At 74.1% G+C, this 19229-nt stretch carries 17 protein-coding genes; 11 read left to right on the top strand and 6 right to left on the bottom strand.

Annotated features, from left to right (window positions below; genetic code table 11):
* Window positions 1–32: 32 nt before the first annotated feature.
* Complete coding sequence (locus tag AB0G13_RS15730; RefSeq protein ID WP_357874420.1) at window positions 33–611, bottom strand: DsbA family protein; 579 nt, start codon at window positions 609–611, stop codon at window positions 33–35.
* Between the two features lie 231 nt (window positions 612–842).
* On the opposite strand from AB0G13_RS15730, the gene AB0G13_RS15725 reads away from it, so the two are divergent.
* From AB0G13_RS15725 to ugpC, 4 genes are read left to right on the top strand one after another with little or no spacing between them, the layout of a single operon-like run.
* Complete coding sequence (locus AB0G13_RS15725) at window positions 843–2132, top strand: ABC transporter substrate-binding protein (RefSeq protein ID WP_357874417.1); 1290 nt, start codon at window positions 843–845, stop codon at window positions 2130–2132.
* Window positions 2133–2178: 46 nt separating this feature from the next.
* On the top strand, window positions 2179–3177 hold the full coding sequence (locus tag AB0G13_RS15720; protein WP_357874414.1) for a sugar ABC transporter permease: 999 nt from the start codon (window positions 2179–2181) through the stop codon (window positions 3175–3177).
* Between the two features lies 1 nt (window position 3178).
* Window positions 3179–4012, top strand: coding sequence for a carbohydrate ABC transporter permease (locus AB0G13_RS15715; RefSeq protein WP_357874412.1), 834 nt, complete (start codon window positions 3179–3181; stop codon window positions 4010–4012).
* A gap of 9 nt (window positions 4013–4021) precedes the next feature.
* Entirely contained in the window at window positions 4022–5227 is a 1206-nt protein-coding gene (gene ugpC, locus AB0G13_RS15710) for a sn-glycerol-3-phosphate ABC transporter ATP-binding protein UgpC (RefSeq protein WP_357874409.1), read from the top strand.
* A gap of 61 nt (window positions 5228–5288) precedes the next feature.
* Here the strand turns inward: ugpC and AB0G13_RS15705 are convergent, their stop codons facing one another.
* Both AB0G13_RS15705 and AB0G13_RS15700 read right to left on the bottom strand, forming a co-directional pair.
* On the bottom strand, window positions 5289–6041 hold the full coding sequence (locus tag AB0G13_RS15705) for a YsnF/AvaK domain-containing protein (RefSeq protein ID WP_357874406.1): 753 nt from the start codon (window positions 6039–6041) through the stop codon (window positions 5289–5291).
* A gap of 167 nt (window positions 6042–6208) precedes the next feature.
* Window positions 6209–7318 (bottom strand): winged helix DNA-binding domain-containing protein, encoded by a 1110-nt coding sequence (locus AB0G13_RS15700; protein ID WP_357874404.1) that lies wholly within the window; start codon window positions 7316–7318, stop codon window positions 6209–6211.
* 129 nt (window positions 7319–7447) lie between these two features.
* Here AB0G13_RS15700 and AB0G13_RS15695 point away from each other — a divergent pair, with 129 nt between their 5' ends.
* From AB0G13_RS15695 to AB0G13_RS15685, 3 genes are all read left to right on the top strand, one after another.
* On the top strand, window positions 7448–7843 hold the full coding sequence (locus tag AB0G13_RS15695) for a DUF4190 domain-containing protein (RefSeq protein WP_357874401.1): 396 nt from the start codon (window positions 7448–7450) through the stop codon (window positions 7841–7843).
* Between the two features lie 67 nt (window positions 7844–7910).
* The gene (locus AB0G13_RS15690; protein ID WP_357874398.1) at window positions 7911–8669 is read left to right on the top strand and encodes a HipA family kinase; all 759 of its coding nucleotides are present in this window, start codon (window positions 7911–7913) and stop codon (window positions 8667–8669) included.
* Window positions 8666–9034 carry a DUF3037 domain-containing protein gene (locus AB0G13_RS15685; RefSeq protein WP_357874395.1) on the top strand — a complete coding sequence of 123 codons (369 nt, stop codon included), beginning with the start codon at window positions 8666–8668 and terminating at the stop codon, window positions 9032–9034. Before AB0G13_RS15690 ends, AB0G13_RS15685 begins: the two co-directional genes overlap by 4 nt.
* A gap of 187 nt (window positions 9035–9221) precedes the next feature.
* Here AB0G13_RS15685 and AB0G13_RS15680 read toward each other — a convergent pair whose 3' ends face one another.
* The gene (locus tag AB0G13_RS15680; protein ID WP_357874393.1) at window positions 9222–9710 is read right to left on the bottom strand and encodes a GNAT family N-acetyltransferase; all 489 of its coding nucleotides are present in this window, start codon (window positions 9708–9710) and stop codon (window positions 9222–9224) included.
* 114 nt (window positions 9711–9824) lie between these two features.
* On the opposite strand from AB0G13_RS15680, the gene wrbA reads away from it, so the two are divergent.
* Window positions 9825–10442, top strand: a complete 618-nt coding sequence (wrbA, locus tag AB0G13_RS15675) for an NAD(P)H:quinone oxidoreductase (RefSeq protein ID WP_357874390.1) — start codon at window positions 9825–9827, stop codon at window positions 10440–10442.
* A 126-nt stretch (window positions 10443–10568) separates the two neighbouring features.
* Here wrbA and AB0G13_RS15670 read toward each other — a convergent pair whose 3' ends face one another.
* Window positions 10569–12509 (bottom strand): chorismate-binding protein, encoded by a 1941-nt coding sequence (locus tag AB0G13_RS15670; protein WP_357874387.1) that lies wholly within the window; start codon window positions 12507–12509, stop codon window positions 10569–10571.
* Between the two features lie 256 nt (window positions 12510–12765).
* Here AB0G13_RS15670 and AB0G13_RS15665 point away from each other — a divergent pair, with 256 nt between their 5' ends.
* The 3 genes from AB0G13_RS15665 to AB0G13_RS15655 all read left to right on the top strand — a co-directional run bounded on the left by AB0G13_RS15665 (window position 12766) and on the right by AB0G13_RS15655 (window position 17200).
* Window positions 12766–14145 carry a gluconokinase gene (locus AB0G13_RS15665; protein WP_357874384.1) on the top strand — a complete coding sequence of 460 codons (1380 nt, stop codon included), beginning with the start codon at window positions 12766–12768 and terminating at the stop codon, window positions 14143–14145.
* A 98-nt stretch (window positions 14146–14243) separates the two neighbouring features.
* A complete protein-coding gene (locus tag AB0G13_RS15660) occupies window positions 14244–16781 on the top strand; it encodes a nitrate- and nitrite sensing domain-containing protein (RefSeq protein ID WP_357874382.1) in 2538 nt (845 codons plus the stop codon).
* A gap of 5 nt (window positions 16782–16786) precedes the next feature.
* On the top strand, window positions 16787–17200 hold the full coding sequence (locus AB0G13_RS15655) for a roadblock/LC7 domain-containing protein (RefSeq protein ID WP_357874472.1): 414 nt from the start codon (window positions 16787–16789) through the stop codon (window positions 17198–17200).
* A gap of 75 nt (window positions 17201–17275) precedes the next feature.
* On the opposite strand, the gene AB0G13_RS15650 is transcribed toward AB0G13_RS15655, so the two are convergent.
* A complete protein-coding gene (locus AB0G13_RS15650; protein ID WP_357874379.1) occupies window positions 17276–18739 on the bottom strand; it encodes a GH1 family beta-glucosidase in 1464 nt (487 codons plus the stop codon).
* Between the last annotated feature and the right edge of the window lie 490 nt (window positions 18740–19229).

Raw genomic sequence — 19229 nt, 5'->3', positions numbered from 1 at the left:
CCGGGGATGGCCACGACGGTGTCGGCGAAGGGTCAGTGGCGGGCGCGCTTGACCTCGTGGAAGGCGGGCATCCGGATGAGGGGGAGCAGCGAGTCCCAGATCGTCAGGGCGTCGTCGGTGCCGGGGACCTCGGTCAGGATCGGGCCGTGGATGCCCCGCTCGGCGCCCGGCACCATGAGCACCGGCGCGCCGATGTCCGGGCCGGCCGAGGCGTACGCCAGGGCGTGCGACTCGCGTACCGCCTCGTCCCAGCGGTCGTCGTCGAGTGCCGGCGCGGCGGCACCCAGGCCCGCCGCCTCGACGGCCGCGTCCACGATCGCCGCCGACAGCGGATTGCCCGCGTCGTGGCTGCGGGCGCCGATCTCGGCGTAGAACCGCGCGGCGTCGTCGTTGCGGCCCTCGGCGCGCAGCGCCTCCACCAGGCGCAGCGCCCGGCTGGAGGCGGCCATCGCCTCGGCGTGCTCCGGCGGCACCCGCCCCGAGTTCAGGATGGCCAGGCTGAACGCCCGCCACTCGATGTGCAGGCCCCGGGCGTCGGCGACGGCGACGAGCCAGCGGGAGGTGCGCCAGGTCCACGGGCAGGCGGGGTCGAGGAAGAAGGTGGCGTCCATCGGCCGAGCCTACGGTCGGCCGGGCCGGCCCGCACGGCGTGATCCGCGCCACACCCGGCGATGTCGGCGCCGTCCCACCAGCGTCAGGTTTCGCAACTTCGCAGGTCGGGCAGTGTGTGGCCACGAAACGTCCGGGGCGACGGAACCGCTGGTCAGACGGCCCGAACGGCTTGCCGTGCGCCGGGGCGCGGAGCCTCACCCCGGCCTTTGGCCGACACGAGGGGAGGGGTGATGAGCGACCCTGACAAGGCCCGACGCCGACGGCGGCCGCGCGTGCGCGCGGTGGCCGCCGCCGCGGCGTTGACGCTGGTGGCGCCGATGGCGGCCGCCTGCGGTTCCGGCGGGGACGGCGGTACGCCCACGATCAACCTGTACTACCCGCCGGAGCAGAACCTGCAGAAGGTCGTCAACGACTGCAACGCGCAGGCCCGGGGGCGCTACGAGATCGTCTACCGGGTGCTGCCCCGGCAGGCCGACGACCAGCGGGTGCAGCTGGTCCGCCGGCTGGCCGCGCAGGACAGCGGGATGGACGTCCTCGGCCTCGACGTCACCTGGACCCAGGAGTTCGCCAGCGCCGACTGGATCAGGGAGTGGACCGGGCAGGACCGGGCCGAGGTCGAGCAGGGCACCCTCGCCGGCCCGCTGGAGACCGCCCGGTACGCCGACAAGCTCTACGGCGCCCCGAAGAACACCAACGTCCAACTGCTCTGGTACCGCAAGGACCTGGTGCCGCAGCCGCCGAAGACGTGGGACCAGATGATCTCCATCGCCCAGGAGCTGAAGCAGCAGGGCAAGCCGTACCAGGTGCTCACGATGGGCGCCCAGTACGAGGGGCTGGTCGTCCTCTACAACACCCTCGCCGAGAGCGCCGGCGGCAAGATCCTCAGCGACGACGGCAAGCAGGCCGTGATGGACGCGGGCACCGTGCGGGCGCTGGAGCAGCTCCAGCGCTTCGCCACGTCGGGCGTGACGTCGCCGTCGTTCAGCAACGCCACCGAGGACCCGGTCCGGCTGGAGTTCCAGTCCGGCGACGGCGCGTTCCAGGTCAACTGGCCGTTCGTCTACCCGGCCATGCAGGAGGCCAACCCGGAGCTGGCGAAGCAGGTCGGCTGGGCCCGGATCCCGGGCGTCGACGAGAACACCCCGAGCAAGGTCACCATCGGCGGCATCAACATGGCGGTCAGCGCCTACTCCAAGCACCCCGAGGAGTCCTTCGAGGCGGCCCGGTGCATCCGCAGCGAGAAGAACCAGAAGTTCTCCGCCGTCAAGGACGGGGTGCCGCCGACCATCGAGAAGGTCTACGACGACCCGGAGATGGCCGAGGCGTACCCGATGAAGGACACCATCCTCGAGGAGCTCAAGGAGCCGGCCGTCCGGCCGCTGACCCCGGCGTACCAGAGCATCTCCACCGTCATGTCGGCGATCCTGTCGCCGCCGTCGGCGATCCGGCCCGAGCAGACCGCCGACGAGCTGCGCGACGCCATCGCCGACGCCCTCGAATCGAAGGGGGTCCTGCCGTGAGCGAGCGCACCCCGCGCCTCGACGCCGACCGCCGGGAGGTGGCGGCATGAGCGTGAACGCCACGCCGGCGGGCGCCGACGTGACCGCCGACGAGACCGCCGCCCGGTCCGGCCAAGAGGCCAGGGTGCCGGCGCAGCGCGCCGGTCGGGGCGGCAAGGCGCCGCTGAGCGAGAACAAGAAGGCCGAGCGCCGGCTGGGCTGGCTGCTCTGCGCGCCCGCCGCGCTGGTCATGGTGCTGGTGACCGCGTACCCGATCATCTACTCGGTCTGGCTGTCGCTCCAGCGCTACGACCTGCGCTTCCCCGCCGAGCGCGAGTTCGTCGGGCTGGAGAACTACGTCACCGTGCTGACGAACGAGTTCTGGTGGACGGCTTTCGGGGTCACCGCGCTGATCACGGTGGTCACCGTCGCCGTCGAGCTGGTGCTCGGCATGGGACTGGCGCTGATCATGCACCGCACGCTGGTCGGCCGGGGCATCGTGCGCACCGCCGCGCTGATCCCGTACGGCATCGTCACGGTCGTCGCGGCCTTCTCCTGGCGGTACGCGTGGACGCCGGGCACCGGCTACCTGGCCAACCTGTTCAGCGACGGCGCGCCGTTGACCGAGCGGGCCAGCTCGCTGGCGATCATCATGCTGGCCGAGATCTGGAAGACCACGCCGTTCATGGCGCTGCTGCTCATGGCCGGCCTGGCCCTGGTGCCGGAGGACCTGCTCAAGGCCGCCTCCACCGACGGCGCCACCTCCTGGCAGCGGTTCACCAAGGTGATGCTGCCGGTGATGAAGCCGGCGATCCTGGTCGCGCTGCTGTTCCGCACCCTGGACGCGTTCCGGGTGTTCGACAACATCTTCGTGCTGACCGCGGGCGGCAACGAGACCTCCTCGGTGTCGATGCTCGCCTACAACAACCTGATCCGGGGCCTGAACCTCGGCATCGGGTCGACGATGTCGGTGCTGATCTTCCTCACCGTGGCGGTCATCGCCTTCGTCTTCGTGAAGCTGTTCGGTACCGCTGCCCCCGGCAGCGACGACGGGGAGAGGCGTTGAGATGGCTGACACCACCACCCGGGCCAAGCTGCGCTGGGGCCTGCTGGACGCCATCGTGGTCGTCTTCGCGCTGGTGCCGGTGCTCTGGATCATGTCGTTGTCGTTCAAGACCCCGGCGACCCTGACCGACGGGAAGTTCATCCCGCAGGAGTGGACGCTGGACAACTACCGGACGATCTTCTCCACCGACCAGTTCGTCCGGGCCCTGGCCAACTCGATCGGCATCGCGCTGATCGCCACCGTCATCGCCGTGGTGCTCGGCGCCATGGCCGCGTACGCGATCTCCCGGCTGGACTTCCCCGGTAAGCGGCTGCTGGTCGGGGTCTCCCTGCTGATCGCGATGTTCCCGCAGGTGTCCCTGGTGTCGCCGCTGTTCGAGATCGAGCGGCAGCTCGGCCTCTTCGACACCTGGCCGGGCCTGATCCTGCCCTACATCACCTTCGCGCTGCCGCTGGCGATCTACACGCTGTCGGCGTTCTTCAAGCAGATCCCGTGGGACCTGGAGAAGGCGGCGAAGATGGACGGCGCGACGCAGGCCCAGGCGTTCCGGCGGGTCATCGCCCCGCTGGCCGCGCCGGGGCTGTTCACCACGGCGATCCTGGTCTTCATCTTCTGCTGGAACGACTTCCTCTTCGCCATCACGCTGACCTCCACCGAGCGGGCCCGCACGGTGCCGGTGGCGCTGTCGTTCTTCACCGGCGAGTCGCAGTTCGAGGACCCGACCGGGGCGATCTGCGCCGCCGCCGTGGTGATCACCGTTCCGATCATCCTGTTCGTCCTCTTCTTCCAGCGCCGCATCGTCTCCGGCCTGACCTCCGGCGCAGTCAAGGGATAGGTGGTACTCATGGCTGACATCGTGCTCGACAAGGTGAGCAAGAAGTTCCCGGACGGGACCGTCGCGGTGGCCGACGTCGACCTGGAGATCGCCGACGGCGAGTTCGTCATCCTGGTCGGCCCGTCCGGCTGCGGGAAGTCCACCACCCTGAACATGATCGCGGGTCTGGAGGACATCAGCTCGGGCGAGCTGCGCATCGGCGGCCAGCGGGTCAACGACAAGGCCCCCCGGGACCGGGACATCGCGATGGTGTTCCAGTCCTACGCCCTCTACCCGAACATGACCGTCCGGGAGAACATGGCGTTCCCGCTGCGGCTGGCGAAGCTGGACAAGGAGACGATCCACCGGAAGGTGGAGGAGGCGGCGAAGGTCCTGGAGCTCTCCGCGCTGCTGGACCGCAAGCCGGCCAACCTCTCCGGCGGCCAGCGCCAGCGGGTCGCGATGGGCCGCGCGATCGTCCGGCAGCCCAAGGCGTTCCTGATGGACGAGCCGCTGTCCAACCTGGACGCCAAGCTGCGGGTGCAGATGCGCACCGTGGTGTCGCGCCTGCAGAAGAAGCTCGGCACCACCACCGTCTACGTGACCCACGACCAGACCGAGGCGATGACCCTCGGCGACCGCGTCGTGATCATGCGGGGCGGCGCGGTGCAGCAGGTCGGTCCGCCGCAGGAGCTGTACGACCACCCCCGCAACCTCTTCGTCGCCGGCTTCATCGGCTCGCCGTCGATGAACTTCCTGCACGCCGCGGTCGAGGACGGCCGGCTGCGTACGGCGCTGGGCGACGTGCCGATCGGCGAGCGGATCCGGCGTGAGCTGGAGGGGGCCGACGCCCCGCGCGAGTTGATCCTCGGCATCCGGCCGGAGCACTTCGAGGACGCCGCGCTGATCGACGACGACACCCGCGGCCGGGGTCTGGAGTTCGACGCGCCGGTCGACATCGTCGAGTCCATGGGCTCCGACAAGTACGTCTACTTCAGCGTCGAGGGGGAGCGGGCCAGCGCCGCCGAGCTGGAGGAGCTGGCGGCCGACGCGGGAGCCGACTTCAGCGGCGGTGGCGCCAGCCTGGTGACCCGGCTGTCGGCCGAGTCTCCGGTCGAGGAGGGGCAGACCCGGCGGGTCTGGTTCAACCTGGAGAAGATCCACCTGTTCGACCCGACCAACGGGCGCAACCTGACCCTGCACGAGGGCCGGGCGGCCGGCGCACTCGGCGACTGAGGTACGACGGAACGGGTGGGTGGGTCGTACCGACCCACCCGCCCGTCTGCCGTCTCAGCGGTCAGCGACGGCGCCGGCTCCGCTCCGGGATGTCGGCGTCGACCCGCTCCCGGCGGATCTGGTCGTCGATGGCCTGCTGCTCGACGACCTCGTCCTTGGCCAGGTGGACCCGCTCGACGGGCACCGTCTCCTTGCCGACCACCGGCCGCTCGGCCCGCAGGGTCATCTCCTGCTCGGCCTCGCCGATGTCGGCGCGGACGCCACGCGCGTCACGGGCGGCGATGGGCTCCCGCTCCACGTACACCTCGTCGTGCTCGACCGGCACGGTGGTGTGCACGTCCTCGGTGACGACGTACTTGCGCAGCCGTGCCGTACCGGCGGGCTGGCTCTCCGTGCCGACCCGCATCCGCTCCTCGGACCGGATCAGGTCCTCGCCGGCGGCCGGCGCCCGTCCCCGACCGGCGGTCGGCGGGGGCTGCGGAGCCCGCGGGGCCTGCGGCGTCAGGCGGTAGTGGGCGTAGAGCTGCTCGATCTGCGCCGTGTCCAGCGGCTGGTCGGTGCCGGCGTCCACGGCAGGAGCGTCCTTCACGGTGGACTTGTCGTAGTCGACCGCGAGCCCACTGTCGGTGATCCGGGCCTTCTCCAGCGGAGCCATCGACTCCTTGTGGCCCATCAGACCGGTCTTCACACTGACCCAGGTCGGCTCACCGGCGGCGTCGGCCCAGATCTGGCCCACGCTCCCGATCTTCGACCCCGAGCGGTCCTTGACGTCCTGTCCGTACAGCGAGTTGGCCTGCTGTTCACTGAGCCTCATGGTCGTCTACCTCCCTCTCGGTTCACGGCCCGGATACCCGTCCGGCCGGGACGGATTCGTCGACGGCCCGCCGAATAGGAGCAGCACCGGGAGCCGAGCGGACGCGGTGGGGCGACTGGGACCGGCGGGATCCGTGGGACCACTGGGACGGCCCCGCGGCCGGCCGGTCAGCCCGCCCAGTCGACCTGGGGCGGCAGGCCCAGGAAGCCGGCGTAACGGCCCAGCGCGCCCGCCACGCGGGCCCGGGTGCGCTCGTCGAGGGGCGCCAGCGGGAACACCGTGACCGTCACCCGGGTCCTGCCGACCACGCGCTTCCAGGTGCCCACGACCCGCCCGTCGCGCACGACCGTGGCCTGGAAGACGCCGTTGCGGCCCGGCACGATCGCGTCGGCGTGGTCGGGATCCAGCATCAGCGAGCGGTCCTTGAAGCCCAGCAGGTACTCGTCGAAGCCGGGCAGGACCAGCAGGTCGTCGACCGGCTCGCGGGGCGCGTCCAGCAGGGCGGCGTCGACCAGCGCCTCCTCCCCGTCGACGCGCACCGCCGTCAGGGCGTCGCCGGCCGCCGCGAAGCCCCGGCGCGCGTCGGTGAGGGTGAGCCCCGTCCAGCCCGCGAACTCCCGGGCGGTGACCGGCCCGTGGGAGCGCACGTAGCGGTGGGCGAGGATCGCGAGGGCCTCGTCGCGCTCCGGCCGGTGCGGGTCGGGCACCCACTCGTCGAGCAGGGCGAAGGTCTGCTCGGTGCCGACGTTGGGCGCGAGACAGGTGACGCCGCGGACGCTGGCGTACCAGAGCAGGTGGTAGCCGCGCTGGTCGCCGGTGTCGAGGCCGGCCGCCCGCAGCGCGGCCAGGCACCGCGCCCGGGTGAGCCGGCCGCCGCCGGCCAGCGCGGCGCCGAGCACGTCGACCGCGCGGTCCGCGTCGGCCTCGGTCAGCCCGAGCTGCGCGCGTCGGGTGGCGCCGCCGGCCAGCGAGCGTACGCCGGTCAGCTCCAGCATCCACCGGGCGTCGCGGGGCGGCACGAGGTGCACGGTGCCCCGCATCGGCCAGGTGCGCAGCGCCTCCCGGCGTTCCAGCGCGGCGTGCACGTCGGCGTGGCCGAGCGCGGGCAGCCGCACCCCGAGCGACCACATGCCGCTGGCCAGGTCCTGCGCCTGCATGGCCCCGAACCACTCCACCACGCCGGCCACCCCGCCCGGGCGCACCGTGGGGTGCGGGCGGAGCAGCAGGCTGGTCATCCGCAGCGCGAGCGCCTCGCGTCGGCCGAGGTCCACCGTCATCGGGTTCCCTTCACAAGAGGTCGGCGCCAGCCTAGGACCGCCCACCGACCCGTCGACGCGCATAGGGGCGGCCACAGTGGGAAAGCGGTCGGCCGAGATACGCGCAACGGTGCGCGTGGAGGGAGCGACATGACTGCGTCCAGTGAGCCGTCCCGGCGCGGCGCCGTACCGCTGCATCCCGGCGAGGGTCGGGCCGGCACATCTGCCAAGACCAGCGCCGCCGCCGCCTTCGCCCTGGTCTTCGGAGTGGCCGCGCTGATCAGCGTGCTGACCGTGATCCTGTCCTGGATCGGCCTGCTGCTCGGCATCATCGGCGTGATCCTGGGCATCGTCGGGCTCAAGATGGCCGGTCGGCCCGGGGTGACCGGCCGGGGCGTGGCGATCGGCGGCCTGGTGCTCAGCGCCCTGGCGGTGCTGATCGGGCTCGCCTTCGCCGCCGGGATCACCACCTTCCTCAACGACGAGGGCGGCGTGGACCGGATCCAGCAGGAGGTCGACGACCTGCGCGACCGCCTCGACAACTGACCCGGCGCCCACTGCCGCCAGCCGGGTCGCCCGGCCCGGGCCGCGCCCGCCCGACTAGGGTGGGCGCGTGCTCCGAGAGGTCTGCGGGATCCGGTACGTCACCCCGCTGCGCGAGGGCGGCTCGCTGCCCGGCGTGGTGGAGGCCGACGACCTCGGCACGTACGTGGCGAAGTTCCGGGGCGCCGGGCAGGGCCCCAAGGCGCTGGTCGCCGAGGTGATCTGCGGCGAGTTGGCCCGCCGGCTGGGCTTGGCGGTACCGCCCCTGGTGGTGCTCGAGATCGACCCGGTGATCGGGCGGGCCGAGCCCGACCAGGAGGTGCAGGAGTTGCTGCGCAACAGCGGCGGCGCCAACCTGGGCATGGACTTCCTGCCCGGGGCGCTGGGCTACGACCCGGTCGCCCACCCCGTCGAGCCGGCGCTCGCCTCCCGGGTGCTCTGGTTCGACGCCTACGTGGAGAACGTCGACCGCAGCTGGCGCAACCCCAACCTGCTCGTCTGGCACCGCGAACTCTGGCTGATCGACCACGGGGCGTCGCTGTACTTCCACCACAACTGGCCGCGCGCCCAGGCGGCGGTGCACCGGCCGTACCGGGCCGACGACCACGTGCTGGCGTCCTACGCCACCAGGGTGGCCGAGGCGGACGCCGAGTTGGCCCCCCGGGTGACCCGGGACCTGCTCGGCGAGGTGCTGGCCCTGGTGCCCGACGGCTGGCTGACCGGCGCCGATTTCGACTCCGCCGACGCGGCCCGCGCGGCGTACGTGGACCATCTGGCCCGCCGGGTCGCGCGCACCGCCGACTGGCTGCCGCAGGGGGGCGCGGCGTGAGGGAACCCTTCGAGTACGCCGTCGTCCGGCTGGTGCCCCGGGTGGAACGGGGCGAACAGGTCAACGTCGGCGTGCTGCTCTACTGCCAGCGGCGGGACTTCCTCGGCGTGCGTACCCATCTGGACGCCGGCCGGGTGCGGGCGCTGGCCCCGGAGGTCGACCTGGCCGCGGTGGCCGCCGTGCTGGATTCCTGGGACCGGACGTGCGCCGGCGACGGCCCGTCGGGCGGGATGCGGCTGGGGGAGCGGTTCCGCTGGCTGGCCGCTCCGCGCAGCACGATGATCCAGACCGGGCCGGTGCACACCGGCCTGACCGCCGACCCGCCGGCCGAGTTGGAGCGGCTGATGGACGCGCTGGTGCGCTGAGCCCCTGATCGCGCTTCGCCGGCGACGCTGCCGGCCGGAGCGCGATCCCCCGTTCAGGGTGACCGGTGCCGGTCGGCTGCCGGTCCGCCGGCACCGGTGCGACCAGCATCGCCGGCCGGCGGTCGGACCGGCCACGGAACGCATCGAAACTTGCGGACATCTTGAGCTACCGCCGGCAGCGGGATCCCTACAGCCGGCGGTGCATGACGAGCAGGTCCACGAAGCCCCGGACCGGGTGCCGGAATCCCTCCGGCACCCGCCCGACCACCTCGAAGCCGAGGGACCGCCAGAGCGCCACCGCCCGGGTGTTGGTCGCCACGACGGCGTTGAACTGCATGGCCCGGTAGCCCTCGGCGCGGGCGAGCCCCAGCACGTGCTCGCCGAGGGCGCGCCCCACCCCGCGCCCGCCAGCCGCCGGGGCGACCATGAAGCTGGCGTTGGCGACGTGGTCTCCCGGCCCGAGCTGGTTGGGCGCCAGCTTCGCCGAGCCGAGCACCGTGCCGTCCGGGTCGACCGCGACGACGGTGCGGCCCGGCGGCGGCACCAGCCACATCGTCCGGGCCCGCCCCTCGTCGACGTCCCGGGGCCAGGTGTACGTCTCCCCGGCGGCCACGATCTCCCGTAGGAAGGGCCAGATCAGCGGCCAGTCGTCGGCCGTGGCGGCTCTGATCTCCATGTCCCCAGCATCGCTCGCGGCGGGTGGTCCGGGGCACGCAACCCCGGATGACCGTTTGACGGCGCAAACGTCGGGTAGTCGCCGGAGCTGACCGACATGAGGAGGGAACACCCGATGGCTGCCCAGACCAAGGTCGCGGTGATCTACTACAGCGCCACCGGCATCACGTACCAGATGGCGCAGGCGGCGTGCGAGGCCGCCGGTGAGGCGGGTGCCGAGGTACGGCTGCGCAAGGTGCACGAGCTGGCGCCGGACGAGGCGATCCGCTCCAACTCCGGCTGGGCGGCGCACGCCCTGGAGACCCAGGACGTGCCCGAGGCGCAGCTGGACGACCTGTCCTGGGCCGACGTGGTGGTCTTCGGGACCCCCACCCGGTACGGCGTGATGGCCGCCCAGCTCAAGCAGTTCATGGACACCACCGGGCCGCTGTGGTCGCAGGGCGCGCTGGCGAACAAGGTCTATTCCGCGTTCTGCTCGACGGCCACCTCCCACGGCGGGCAGGAGGCGACCCTGCTGTCGATGTTCAACGTCTTCTACCACTGGGGCGGGGTCGTGGTGACCCCCGGCTACACCGACCCGAGCCAGTTCGTCGCCGGCAACCCCTACGGCGCCTCGCACACCAGCAACAACGGCGAGACGGCGCCGGACCACGTCGCGCTCGGCGCCACCGCGTTGACCGTCAAGCGGGCCGTGCAGATCGGTGCGGCGCTCAAGGCGGGCCTGGCCGGCTGAACCGGCGGTGCCGGCTGAACCGGCGCTGCCGGTTGGTGGCTGAGTCGCCGCGACCGGCGGCCCGGGCGGGGGCTCTCGACCCGTCCGGACCGCCGGTCGCAGCACCCCTACCCCCGATCGGGTCGACTATGCACGCTCGGTCGCCCCCGAGAACCTCCCGGCCGCCGTCGACGCAGCCCCGCCCGAGGCCGGCAGCAGCCCGCCCAGCAGGTCCGCGAGGACGGCCACGCCGTCGGGGCTGAGCACCGACTCCGGGTGGAACTGCACCCCCGCGAAGCCCCGCCCGCGCAGCGCGTGCACCGCGCCGTCCGCCTCGTCCCGGGCCAGCTCCACCGGGCCGTACGGGGTGGCCAGCCGGTCGGCCTCGGCGCGCGCCGTGAAGGTGGAGTAGAAGCCGACCCGGCGGCGCGTGCCGAAGACGTCCACCTCCCGCTGGAGCCCCTGGTAGGGCGCGTCCCGGCGGTGCGGCGCCAGCCCGAGCAGGCCGGCGAGCAGCTGGTGGCCCAGGCAGACGGCCAGGGTCGGCCGGCCCTCGGCGAGCAGCCCGGCGAGCAGCCCGCGCATCGTCCGCATCTTCGGCTCGGTGGCGCTGCCCGGGTCGCCCGGACCGGGGCCGACCACCACCAGGTCGTGGGCGTCCACCGGGCCGGCGGCGTGCCACGGCCGCAGCGTCACGGCCAGGCCGAGCGCGCCCAGCTGGTGGGCCAGCATGCCGGTGAAGGTGTCCTCCCCGTCGACGATCATTGCCCGCCGGCCGGTCAGGCCGGGCAGGCCGCCGGCTCCCGGCGACCGCTGGTCGAGCCAGAACCGGGCCAGCGGCGCGTTGCGCGCGGCCAGCGCGGCCCGGACCTCCGGGTCGTCGGCGAGGCGTACGGCGGGCTCCGGGCCGCCTGCGGGCGCCTGCGGGCCGAGGCCCAGCGCGGCCAGCACGCCGGCGGCCTTGGCGTGCGTCTCGGCCACCTCGCCCTCGGCCGTCGAGTGCCGCACCAGGGTGGCCCCGACCGGCACCCGCAGCTCGCCGCCGGGAGAGATCTCGGCGGTCCGGATCAGGATCGGCGCGTCCAGGGTCTGCCGGCCGGCGTCGTCGCGCCCCAGCAGCGCCAGCACCCCGGCGTAGTAGCGCCGCCCGGTGCGCTCGTGTCGGGCGATGACCCGGCAGGCGTTCTCCATCGGACTGCCGGTGACGGTGGGCGCGAACATGGTCTCCCGCAGCACCTCCCGCACGTCCTTCGTGCCCCGGCCGGCGAGCAGGTACTCCGTGTGGGCCAGGTGGGACATCTCCTTGAGGTACGGCCCGACCACCTGACCGCCGTGCTCGGCGACGGTGGCCATCATCTTCAGCTCCTCGTCGAGCACCATGTACAGCTCCTCGACCTCCTTGGGGTCGGCGAGGAAGCGCAGCAGCGCGGCCCGGTCGGCGTCCCCGCCGGTGTGCCGGAAGGTGCCGCTGATCGGGTTCATCATGACCAGGCCGTCGTCGACGCTGACGTGCCGCTCCGGGCTGGCCCCGACCAGGATCCGGGTGCCGGTGTGCACCAGGAACGTCCAGTACGCCCCGCGCTCGCCCCGCAGCAGCCGACGCAGCGCGGCGAGCGCGGCGACCAGCGGCGGGCCCTGCACGGTGGCGCGCAGGCAGCGGTGGATGACGAAGTTGGCGCCCTCGCCGCGCCCGATCTCCTCGGCGAGCACCCGGCCGACGGTGGCGGCGTACTCGTCGTCGCTGACGTCGAAGCCGGCGTCGGCGGTGCGCACGGGCACGTCGGGCAGCGCGGCGAGCGCCTCGGCCAGGTCGATCCGCTCGTGCTGGGCGATCCGGAGGAACTCCAGCGGGACGCCGTCGTCGACGCAGGCGAAGCCCCGCTCGGTGACCTGCCGGTAGGGCACCAGCGCCAGGGTGCGGGGGCCGGGCGGCCCGTCGGGCAGCGGGAGGTCGGCGAGCCGGTCCGCCGTGCGTACCGTGCCGGTGAACAGCTCCAGGTGGGCGGCGCCCTCGCGGCGGACGAGCGCGAACGGGCCGGGGTCGCCGCCGCCGGCGACGGCGGCGAGCAGCTCGGTCAGGTGGGTCATGGGGTCTCCTCGGGCCGGGCGGCGCCCGGTGGGGGCGGCCGGGAGGGCCGGGGAGAGACCGGCGGCCGCCTCGTCGGGCGGCCGCGTGGGAAGCTACGCGCGGGGGATGGCCGCCGGGTCGGCGGGCCACCAGCAGGACAGGTGCGCGAGCATGTGGTCACCCTACGGTCCCCGCGCGGGGCCCGGAAAGCCGATCGGGCGTACGGCCCACCCGCTGGGACGCCGGAGCGCGGCACAGCGGGTAACTTGACCCGCGATGAACATTCTCGCGCTCGACCTGGGCACCTCCTCGGTACGCGGACTAGTGCTGGACACGGACGCCCGCCCGCTGCCCGGCGCGCTGGCCCGGCGCAGGGTGAGCCTCGTCGTGCGCGACGACGGCACCGGCACCCTGGACGGCCCCGGCTACCTGGCCTGCCTCGCGCAGTGCCTGGACGAGCTGGCCGCCGGCGGGCACCTGCGCGACGTGTCGTTGGTGGCGACGTCCGCGCAGTGGCACTCGGTGCTCCCGCTCGGCGCCGACGGCGCGCCCCTCGGGCCGGTGCTGACCTGGCTGGACACCCGCCCCGAGGTGCCCGCCGGGGCGGGCGGCCCGGCCGACCCGGTGGACTTCCACCGGCGCACCGGCACGTGGTGGCACCGCTGCTACTGGTCGGTGCGGCTGCCCTGGCTGCGGGAGCACACCGGCGGCCGGGTCGCCCGGTTCGCCGGCCTGGCCGAGTACGTGCTGGGCGAGCTGCTCGGCTCGGCACCCATGTCGATCTCCCAGGCCTCCGGCACCGGCCTGCTGGACCTGCGGACGCTGGACTGGGACGCCGAGGCGTGCGCGCTGGCCGGCAGCCGCGCCGACGAGCTGCCCGAGCTGGCCCCGACACAGTGGCGGGGTCGGCTGCGGCCCGCGTACGCGCGGCGCTGGCCGCAGCTCACCGACGCGCCCTGGGCCGGCCCCGTGGGCGACGGCGCGGCGTCGAACGTCGGCTCGGGCTGCGTCGAGCCGGGCCGGGTCGCGGTGACGGTCGGCACGTCGGCGGCGGTCCGGCTGGTGCAGCGCGTCCCGGCGGGGCAGGCCATGCCGCCGCTGCCCGAGGAGCTCTGGCGCTACCGGGTCGACCACGACCACGTGGTGACCGGCGCCGCGTACTCCTCCGGCGGCAACCTCTTCGCCTGGGCCGACCGGGAGCTGCGGCTGCCCGAGGGCACCGAGCTGGAGGCCGCCCTGGCCCGGGTGCCGCACGGCAGGGGCCTGCCGGTGAACGTCCGCTTCGGCGGGGACCGGCCGCCCGGGACGGCCCCGGCCGGCTCGGGCACGCTGGGCGGCCTGAGCTTCGGCACCACCGCGGTGGAGATCCTGGCCGGGCTGATGCGGGGCCTGTGCGACCTCGTCGCCGACGACCTCGTCGTGCTGGAGTCCAGCGTGGACGGGCCGGTCGAGGTGGTGCTCGGCGGGGGAGCGGTGGCGGCCTCGCGCTGGTGGCGTACGACGTTCGCCGCGGCCCTCGCGCCGCGGCCGGTCTGGTACGGGCGCAACCCGGAGGTCGGGGCGAGCGGCGCGGCGCTCGTGGCGCTGGGCCGCGTCGGTGACGCCTCCCGGCTCGCCGCCATCGTCCGGACGGACGAGGCCGCCTCACCCTCCTGAGTCGCACCTCAGCCCGCCCCGTTGACACAGCCTCCGGGCCTGGTTGGATGGACTCCGCTCCCCGGCTCGCGGCGGACGCGGGACAGGGGGAGGCAGGTGTGGCAGGTCCGGAACCGTCCGACGACGGGGTGTCGCAGCACCGCCGGCGCCGGTTCGACGTCCGGGTCGTGCCGCACCGCCGTCGCTCCCCGTTCCGGCTGCGGGACTGGCGGATGCGCACCAAGCTCGTCACCGTGCTGGTCATTCCGTCGGTCGCGTTCCTGGTGCTGGCCGGCGTGCAGACCCACACCCTGGTCGGCCGGACGACCGCGTTGGGCGACTTCGCCCAGCAGGTGGGCATCGGCCGGGAGATCGTCGCGCTGGTGCACCAGCTCCAGCAGGAACGCGACCGGGCCGCCGGTGAGCTGGGCGAGCTGCGCCGCGGCGGCGCGGGCGGCGACCGGGACGCGGCGATCATGGTGCTGAAGCCGTTGCAGGGCGCCACCGACCAGGCGCTGCGCGACCTGCGCCGGGCCGCCGAGCCGCTGGCCGACGCCGACGCGTCCTGGCGGGTCGCCTACTCGGAGGTGCTCGAGGCCTACGACCAGGTCGCCTACATCCGGGCCGCGATCTCCCCGGCGGTGCTGGGCAGCGACACCATCCTGAGCAACTACCACCGGGCCGTCGACGCGCTGCTCCGCCTCCTCGCCGAGCCCTCGCCGGGCGAGGACCGGCCCGCCCTCAGCGACGCGGTGCTGCGCTACGTGCAGCTCGCCCGGGTCAAGGAGCTCTCCTCGCGGGTCCGGGCCCAGCTCTACGAGGCCGCCCGCGCCGGCCGGTACGGCGTGGAGGACCAGGTGCTCCTGACCGACCTGCGTGCCCAGCAGCTGACCGCGCTGGGCGCGTTCCGGGTCGTCGCCACCGCCGACCAGGTCCGCCGCTACGACGAGGCCTCGGTGGACCAGGCCTTCCTGGCGGCCACCCGGCTGGAGGAGCAGAGCCTGCCGACCGGCGCCGCCGCGCCGACCGTGCTGCCGGCTCCACAGTGGTGGGCGGCCGGCGAGCAGCGTCAGGAGCTGCTCCGTCGGATCGAGGCGTCGGTGCTCGACGACGCCGTACGGCAGGCCGACGAGGTGAGCGCGACGCAGCTGCGGACCACGCTGCTGGTCGTCGGCAGCATCGTCACGGTGCTGCTGGTCGCCCTGCTCATCTCCGTCCTCGTCGGCCGCTCCATCGCCCGGTCGATGCGGCTGCTGCGCGGCCAGGCGCTGCGCATCGCCCAGCTGGAGCTGCCGGACGCCCTCGACCGGCTGCGTACGGTGACCGGGGGCGTGCCCGCGATCGAGGTCCCGCCGGCGGTGGTCCGCTCGCTCGACGAGATCGGCGAGCTGGCGGAGGCGTTCGTGGCGGTGCACCGCAGCGCGGTCAACGTCGCCGTCGAACAGGCGACCACCCGGCGCAACGTCAACGCGATGTTCGTCAACCTCGCCCGGCGCAGCCAGGTGCTCGTGGAGCGCCAGTTGGAGCTGCTCGACGACCTGGAGCGCGAGGAGAGCGACCCGGACCAGTTGGAGAACCTCTTCAAGCTCGACCACCTGGCCGCCCGCATGCGGCGCAACGACGACAGCCTGCTGGTGCTCGCCGGGAGCGAGTCGACCCGCCGGTGGAACCGGCCGGTGGGGCTCGGCGCGATGCTGCTCGCCGCCAGCGCCGAGATCGAGCAGTACCAGCGGGTGCGGCACGGGGCCGTCGCCGACCTGCACGTCGTCGGCCACGCCGTCGGTGAGCTGGTCCACGTCCTCGCCGAGCTGCTGGAGAACGCGACCTCCTTCTCCCGTCCGGACACGGTCGTGGCGGTCACCGCCCGGGCCGAGGGCGCCGGCGCGGTCATCGCGATCAGCGACCAGGGGCTCGGCATGACCCCGGCCGCCCTGGCCGAGGCGAACGCCGTCCTCGCCACCCCGCCGGCCGCCGACGTGGCGGCGGTCGAGCGGATGGGCCTCTTCGTGGTCAGCCACCTGGCCGCCCGGCTCGGCGTCGAGGTGCGCCTGGACGGCGGCGAGGACGGCCTCGTCGCCCGGGTGCGGCTGCCCGGCGACCTGCTGGCGGAGGCGCCCGCCCCGACCCGGATGCTGACCGCCGCGGCGGGCGGCGCGGCCTGGGACGGTGTGCCGTCGCCCGGCGAGCTGCCGGTGGCCGGGCGGCCGCCGGTGTGGGGCGGCGCGCGGCCGGCGCGCGAGCTGCCGGTGGCTGGGCGGTCCGACCTCCCGCCCCGGCAGGCCCGGTCGGTCCCGGTCCGGGCCGAGGACGTGCTCGCCCCGACCCGGCCGCCCGCGTCGACTGGTGGGGGCTGGTGGTCCCGGCAGGGGCCCTCGCCCGGTCCGGCACCGCAGACCTCGCCCACGCCGCCGGCCGTCCCGGTCACCGGCGGGACCAACGAGCGCGGCCTGCCCGTCCGGGTGCCCATGGCGCAGCTCTCCGCCGTCACCCGGCCGGGGCGGCCGGAGCAGCCGGCGGCGCGCCACGACCTGGACCCGGAGGCGGTCGGGGGAATGCTGTCCCGGCTCTACAGCGGGGTACGGCGGGCCGAGGCCGAGGACACCACGGATATTTCCACGCCGCCGGGCGGCGTACGCACCGAAGGGGGACAGCGATGACGACGTTGAGCCGGGAGGCCCGCGACCTGAGCTGGCTGGTCAGCGGGTTCGCGGAGCGGGTGCCGGGGGTGGTGCACGCCATCGTGGTCTCCTCCGACGGCCTGCTGGTCGCGATCTCCGACCACCTGCCCCGGGACCACGCCGACAAGCTCGCCGCGGTGACCTCGGGGCTGATGAGCATCACCGCCGGCGCGGCGCAGATGTTCGACGGGGACATCGTCAAGCAGACGGTCGTCGAGATGGGGCGCGGCTACTTCCTGGTCATGCAGGTGCGCGACGGGTCCATCCTGGCCACGCTGGCCGGCTCGGACGCCGACATCGGCGTGGTCGGCTACGAGATGGCGCGGCTGGCCAAGCAGGCGGGGGACATGCTCACCCCGGCGCTGCGGGCGGAGCTCCAGCAGGCCCTGCCCCGCTGACCGGATCGGCGCGCCCGCCCGGCGGGCGCGCCGGCACCGTCCACCCCGGCGGCGGGATGGACGGTGCCGGGACGGTCAGAGACCGTTGGCGGCGATGACCTGGCGGTACCAGTGCGCGCTGCGCTTGAGCACGCGCCGCTGGGTCTGGTAGTCCACGTAGACGAGGCCCCAGCGCTCGTCGTACCCCGCGTCCCACTCGAAGTTGTCGAGCAGGGACCAGACGTGGTAGCTCTCCAGCGGCACGCCGTCGGCGATGGCCCGGTGGACGGCGGCGAGGTGGTCGCGCAGGAAGGTCACCCGCCCGGCGTCGTCGATCGTGCCGTCGGCGGCGAGGGTGTCCGGGGTGGGCAGCCCGTTCTCGGTGACGGTCAGCGGGATCGGGCCGTAGTCGCGGGTCACCCGGGTCAGGATGTCGTACATCCCGTCGGGGTGGATCTGCTGCCAGGAGGCCTGGGAGGTGGGCCAGCGCCCGGTCGTCGCGCCGTCGCCGGTGACGTAGTACGGCGTGTAGTACTGCACGGCGAGCAGGTCGACCGGCGCGGAGATGGTCGCCAGGTCCCCGTCGCGGATGCCGCGCACCAGGCGGCTGTCGGGGCCGAGGTCGTCCAGCACGTCCTGCGGGTAGCGGCCGGTGAGGATCGGGTCGAGGTAGAGGCGGTTCTCGTAGCCGTCGTAGAGCCGGGCGGCGCGGGCCGCCTCAGGCGAGTCGTCGGCCGGGTAGCAGGGGTGCAGGTTGAGTGCCGGGCCGATCCGGCCGGAGCCGGTGGCGCGGTGCGCCGCGACGGCGAGCCCGTGGGCCAGGTGGAGGTGGTGGGCGACCAGGTACGCGGCGGCGGGGTCCTGCCGGCCCGGGGCGTGGTGCCCTTCGAGGTAGCCGTTCTGCACCACCGTCTTCGGCTCGTTGACGGTCAGCCAGACCGGCACCCGGTCGCCGAGCGCGCGGAAGACGATCTCGGCGTAGTCGGCGAACCGGTGGGCGACGTCGCGCGACTCCCAGCCGCCGGCCTCCTGGAGGGCCTGCGGCAGGTCCCAGTGGAACAGCGTCGCCATCGGCGCGATGCCCCGCTCGTGCAGCCCGTCGACGAGGCGGCGGTAGAAGTCGAGCCCGCGCTGGTTGGGTGCGCCGGTGCCGTCGGCCTGCACCCGTGGCCAGGAGATGGAGAACCGGTAGCTGCCCAGCCCGATGTCGCGCATCAGGTCCAGATCCTCTGCGTACCGGTGGTAGTGGTCGGCGGCGACGTCGCCGGTGTCGCCGTTGCGGGTGCGGCCCGGCGTGCGGCTGAAGGTGTCCCAGACGGACTCGCCCCGGCCGTCCTCCTTGGCCGCGCCCTCGATCTGGTAGGCGGAGGTGGCCGCGCCCCAGCCGAAGCCCGGGGGGAAGCGCAGCCCGCCGGCGGGCGTCTCGTCGGTCCGCGACGCGGGGGCGTCGGACGGGATCCCGTCGCCCGCCGCCGCGCCGGCGGCGTCCGGTCCGGTGCCGGTCGGGGCGGTGGCGGAGGGGGCGGCGCCGTGGGGCGGGCGCGGGGTGGGCATCGACATCGGTTCTCCTCATGGTCTGCGTGGCCACCGCGGGCCGGGAGCGCTCCCAGCATAGGGCAGGACCCGCCGGCCGGTCGCGTCCGCCCGGCCGACCGCGCGGACGCGACCGGGGATGGCGCAGGGGTGTGTCGTGCGCCCGTGGCGGCGGTGCGGGAGCGCGGGCTGGGGTGGGCGGCGCGCCGGCGCTCGGGTGGCCGGGCCGCGGGACGCCGGGGCGCCGGGGCGCGGGGCGTCGACCGGGCGGTACGGGCGGACAGCGGACGAGGCCGGTCGGAACGGCGACACGGCCAGTCCCGTCGGCCTCTTTTCCCATCGTGAAAGGGGGTTTAGTGTGGGGACGGGGGAGGGCAACCCCCGTCCCCACCGTTGCTGCACGCGCACGGGCGGAATTGGCGTCCTGTCGTGCGTGTCGCGCGGGAGCCGGGCCACGCGAGTGGCTAGAGGATCCACCTCCCTCCATGTTGGCGGGGATGGCTGACGGCGGTGTCCG

The sequence above is a fragment of the Micromonospora sp. NPDC023633 genome (assembly GCF_040640035.1).
GTDB lineage: Bacteria > Actinomycetota > Actinomycetes > Mycobacteriales > Micromonosporaceae > Micromonospora.
Note: the sequence above shows the minus strand (reverse complement) of the source record. Positions and strands in the feature narration are given on the sequence as shown.

What these genes read in the sequence shown, in the direction of transcription:
- AB0G13_RS15730 (WP_357874420.1), bottom strand. Translation starts at nt 611, where the DNA reads ATGGACGCCACCTTCTTCCTCGACCCCGCCTGCCCGTGGACCTGGCGC.
- AB0G13_RS15725 (WP_357874417.1), top strand. Translation starts at nt 843, where the DNA reads ATGAGCGACCCTGACAAGGCCCGACGCCGACGGCGGCCGCGCGTGCGC.
- AB0G13_RS15720 (WP_357874414.1), top strand. Translation starts at nt 2,179, where the DNA reads ATGAGCGTGAACGCCACGCCGGCGGGCGCCGACGTGACCGCCGACGAG.
- AB0G13_RS15715 (WP_357874412.1), top strand. Translation starts at nt 3,179, where the DNA reads ATGGCTGACACCACCACCCGGGCCAAGCTGCGCTGGGGCCTGCTGGAC.
- ugpC (WP_357874409.1), top strand. Translation starts at nt 4,022, where the DNA reads ATGGCTGACATCGTGCTCGACAAGGTGAGCAAGAAGTTCCCGGACGGG.
- AB0G13_RS15705 (WP_357874406.1), bottom strand. Translation starts at nt 6,041, where the DNA reads ATGAGGCTCAGTGAACAGCAGGCCAACTCGCTGTACGGACAGGACGTC.
- AB0G13_RS15700 (WP_357874404.1), bottom strand. Translation starts at nt 7,318, where the DNA reads ATGACGGTGGACCTCGGCCGACGCGAGGCGCTCGCGCTGCGGATGACC.
- AB0G13_RS15695 (WP_357874401.1), top strand. Translation starts at nt 7,448, where the DNA reads ATGACTGCGTCCAGTGAGCCGTCCCGGCGCGGCGCCGTACCGCTGCAT.
- AB0G13_RS15680 (WP_357874393.1), bottom strand. Translation starts at nt 9,710, where the DNA reads ATGGAGATCAGAGCCGCCACGGCCGACGACTGGCCGCTGATCTGGCCC.
- wrbA (WP_357874390.1), top strand. Translation starts at nt 9,825, where the DNA reads ATGGCTGCCCAGACCAAGGTCGCGGTGATCTACTACAGCGCCACCGGC.
- AB0G13_RS15670 (WP_357874387.1), bottom strand. Translation starts at nt 12,509, where the DNA reads ATGACCCACCTGACCGAGCTGCTCGCCGCCGTCGCCGGCGGCGGCGAC.
- AB0G13_RS15665 (WP_357874384.1), top strand. Translation starts at nt 12,766, where the DNA reads ATGAACATTCTCGCGCTCGACCTGGGCACCTCCTCGGTACGCGGACTA.
- AB0G13_RS15650 (WP_357874379.1), bottom strand. Translation starts at nt 18,739, where the DNA reads ATGTCGATGCCCACCCCGCGCCCGCCCCACGGCGCCGCCCCCTCCGCC.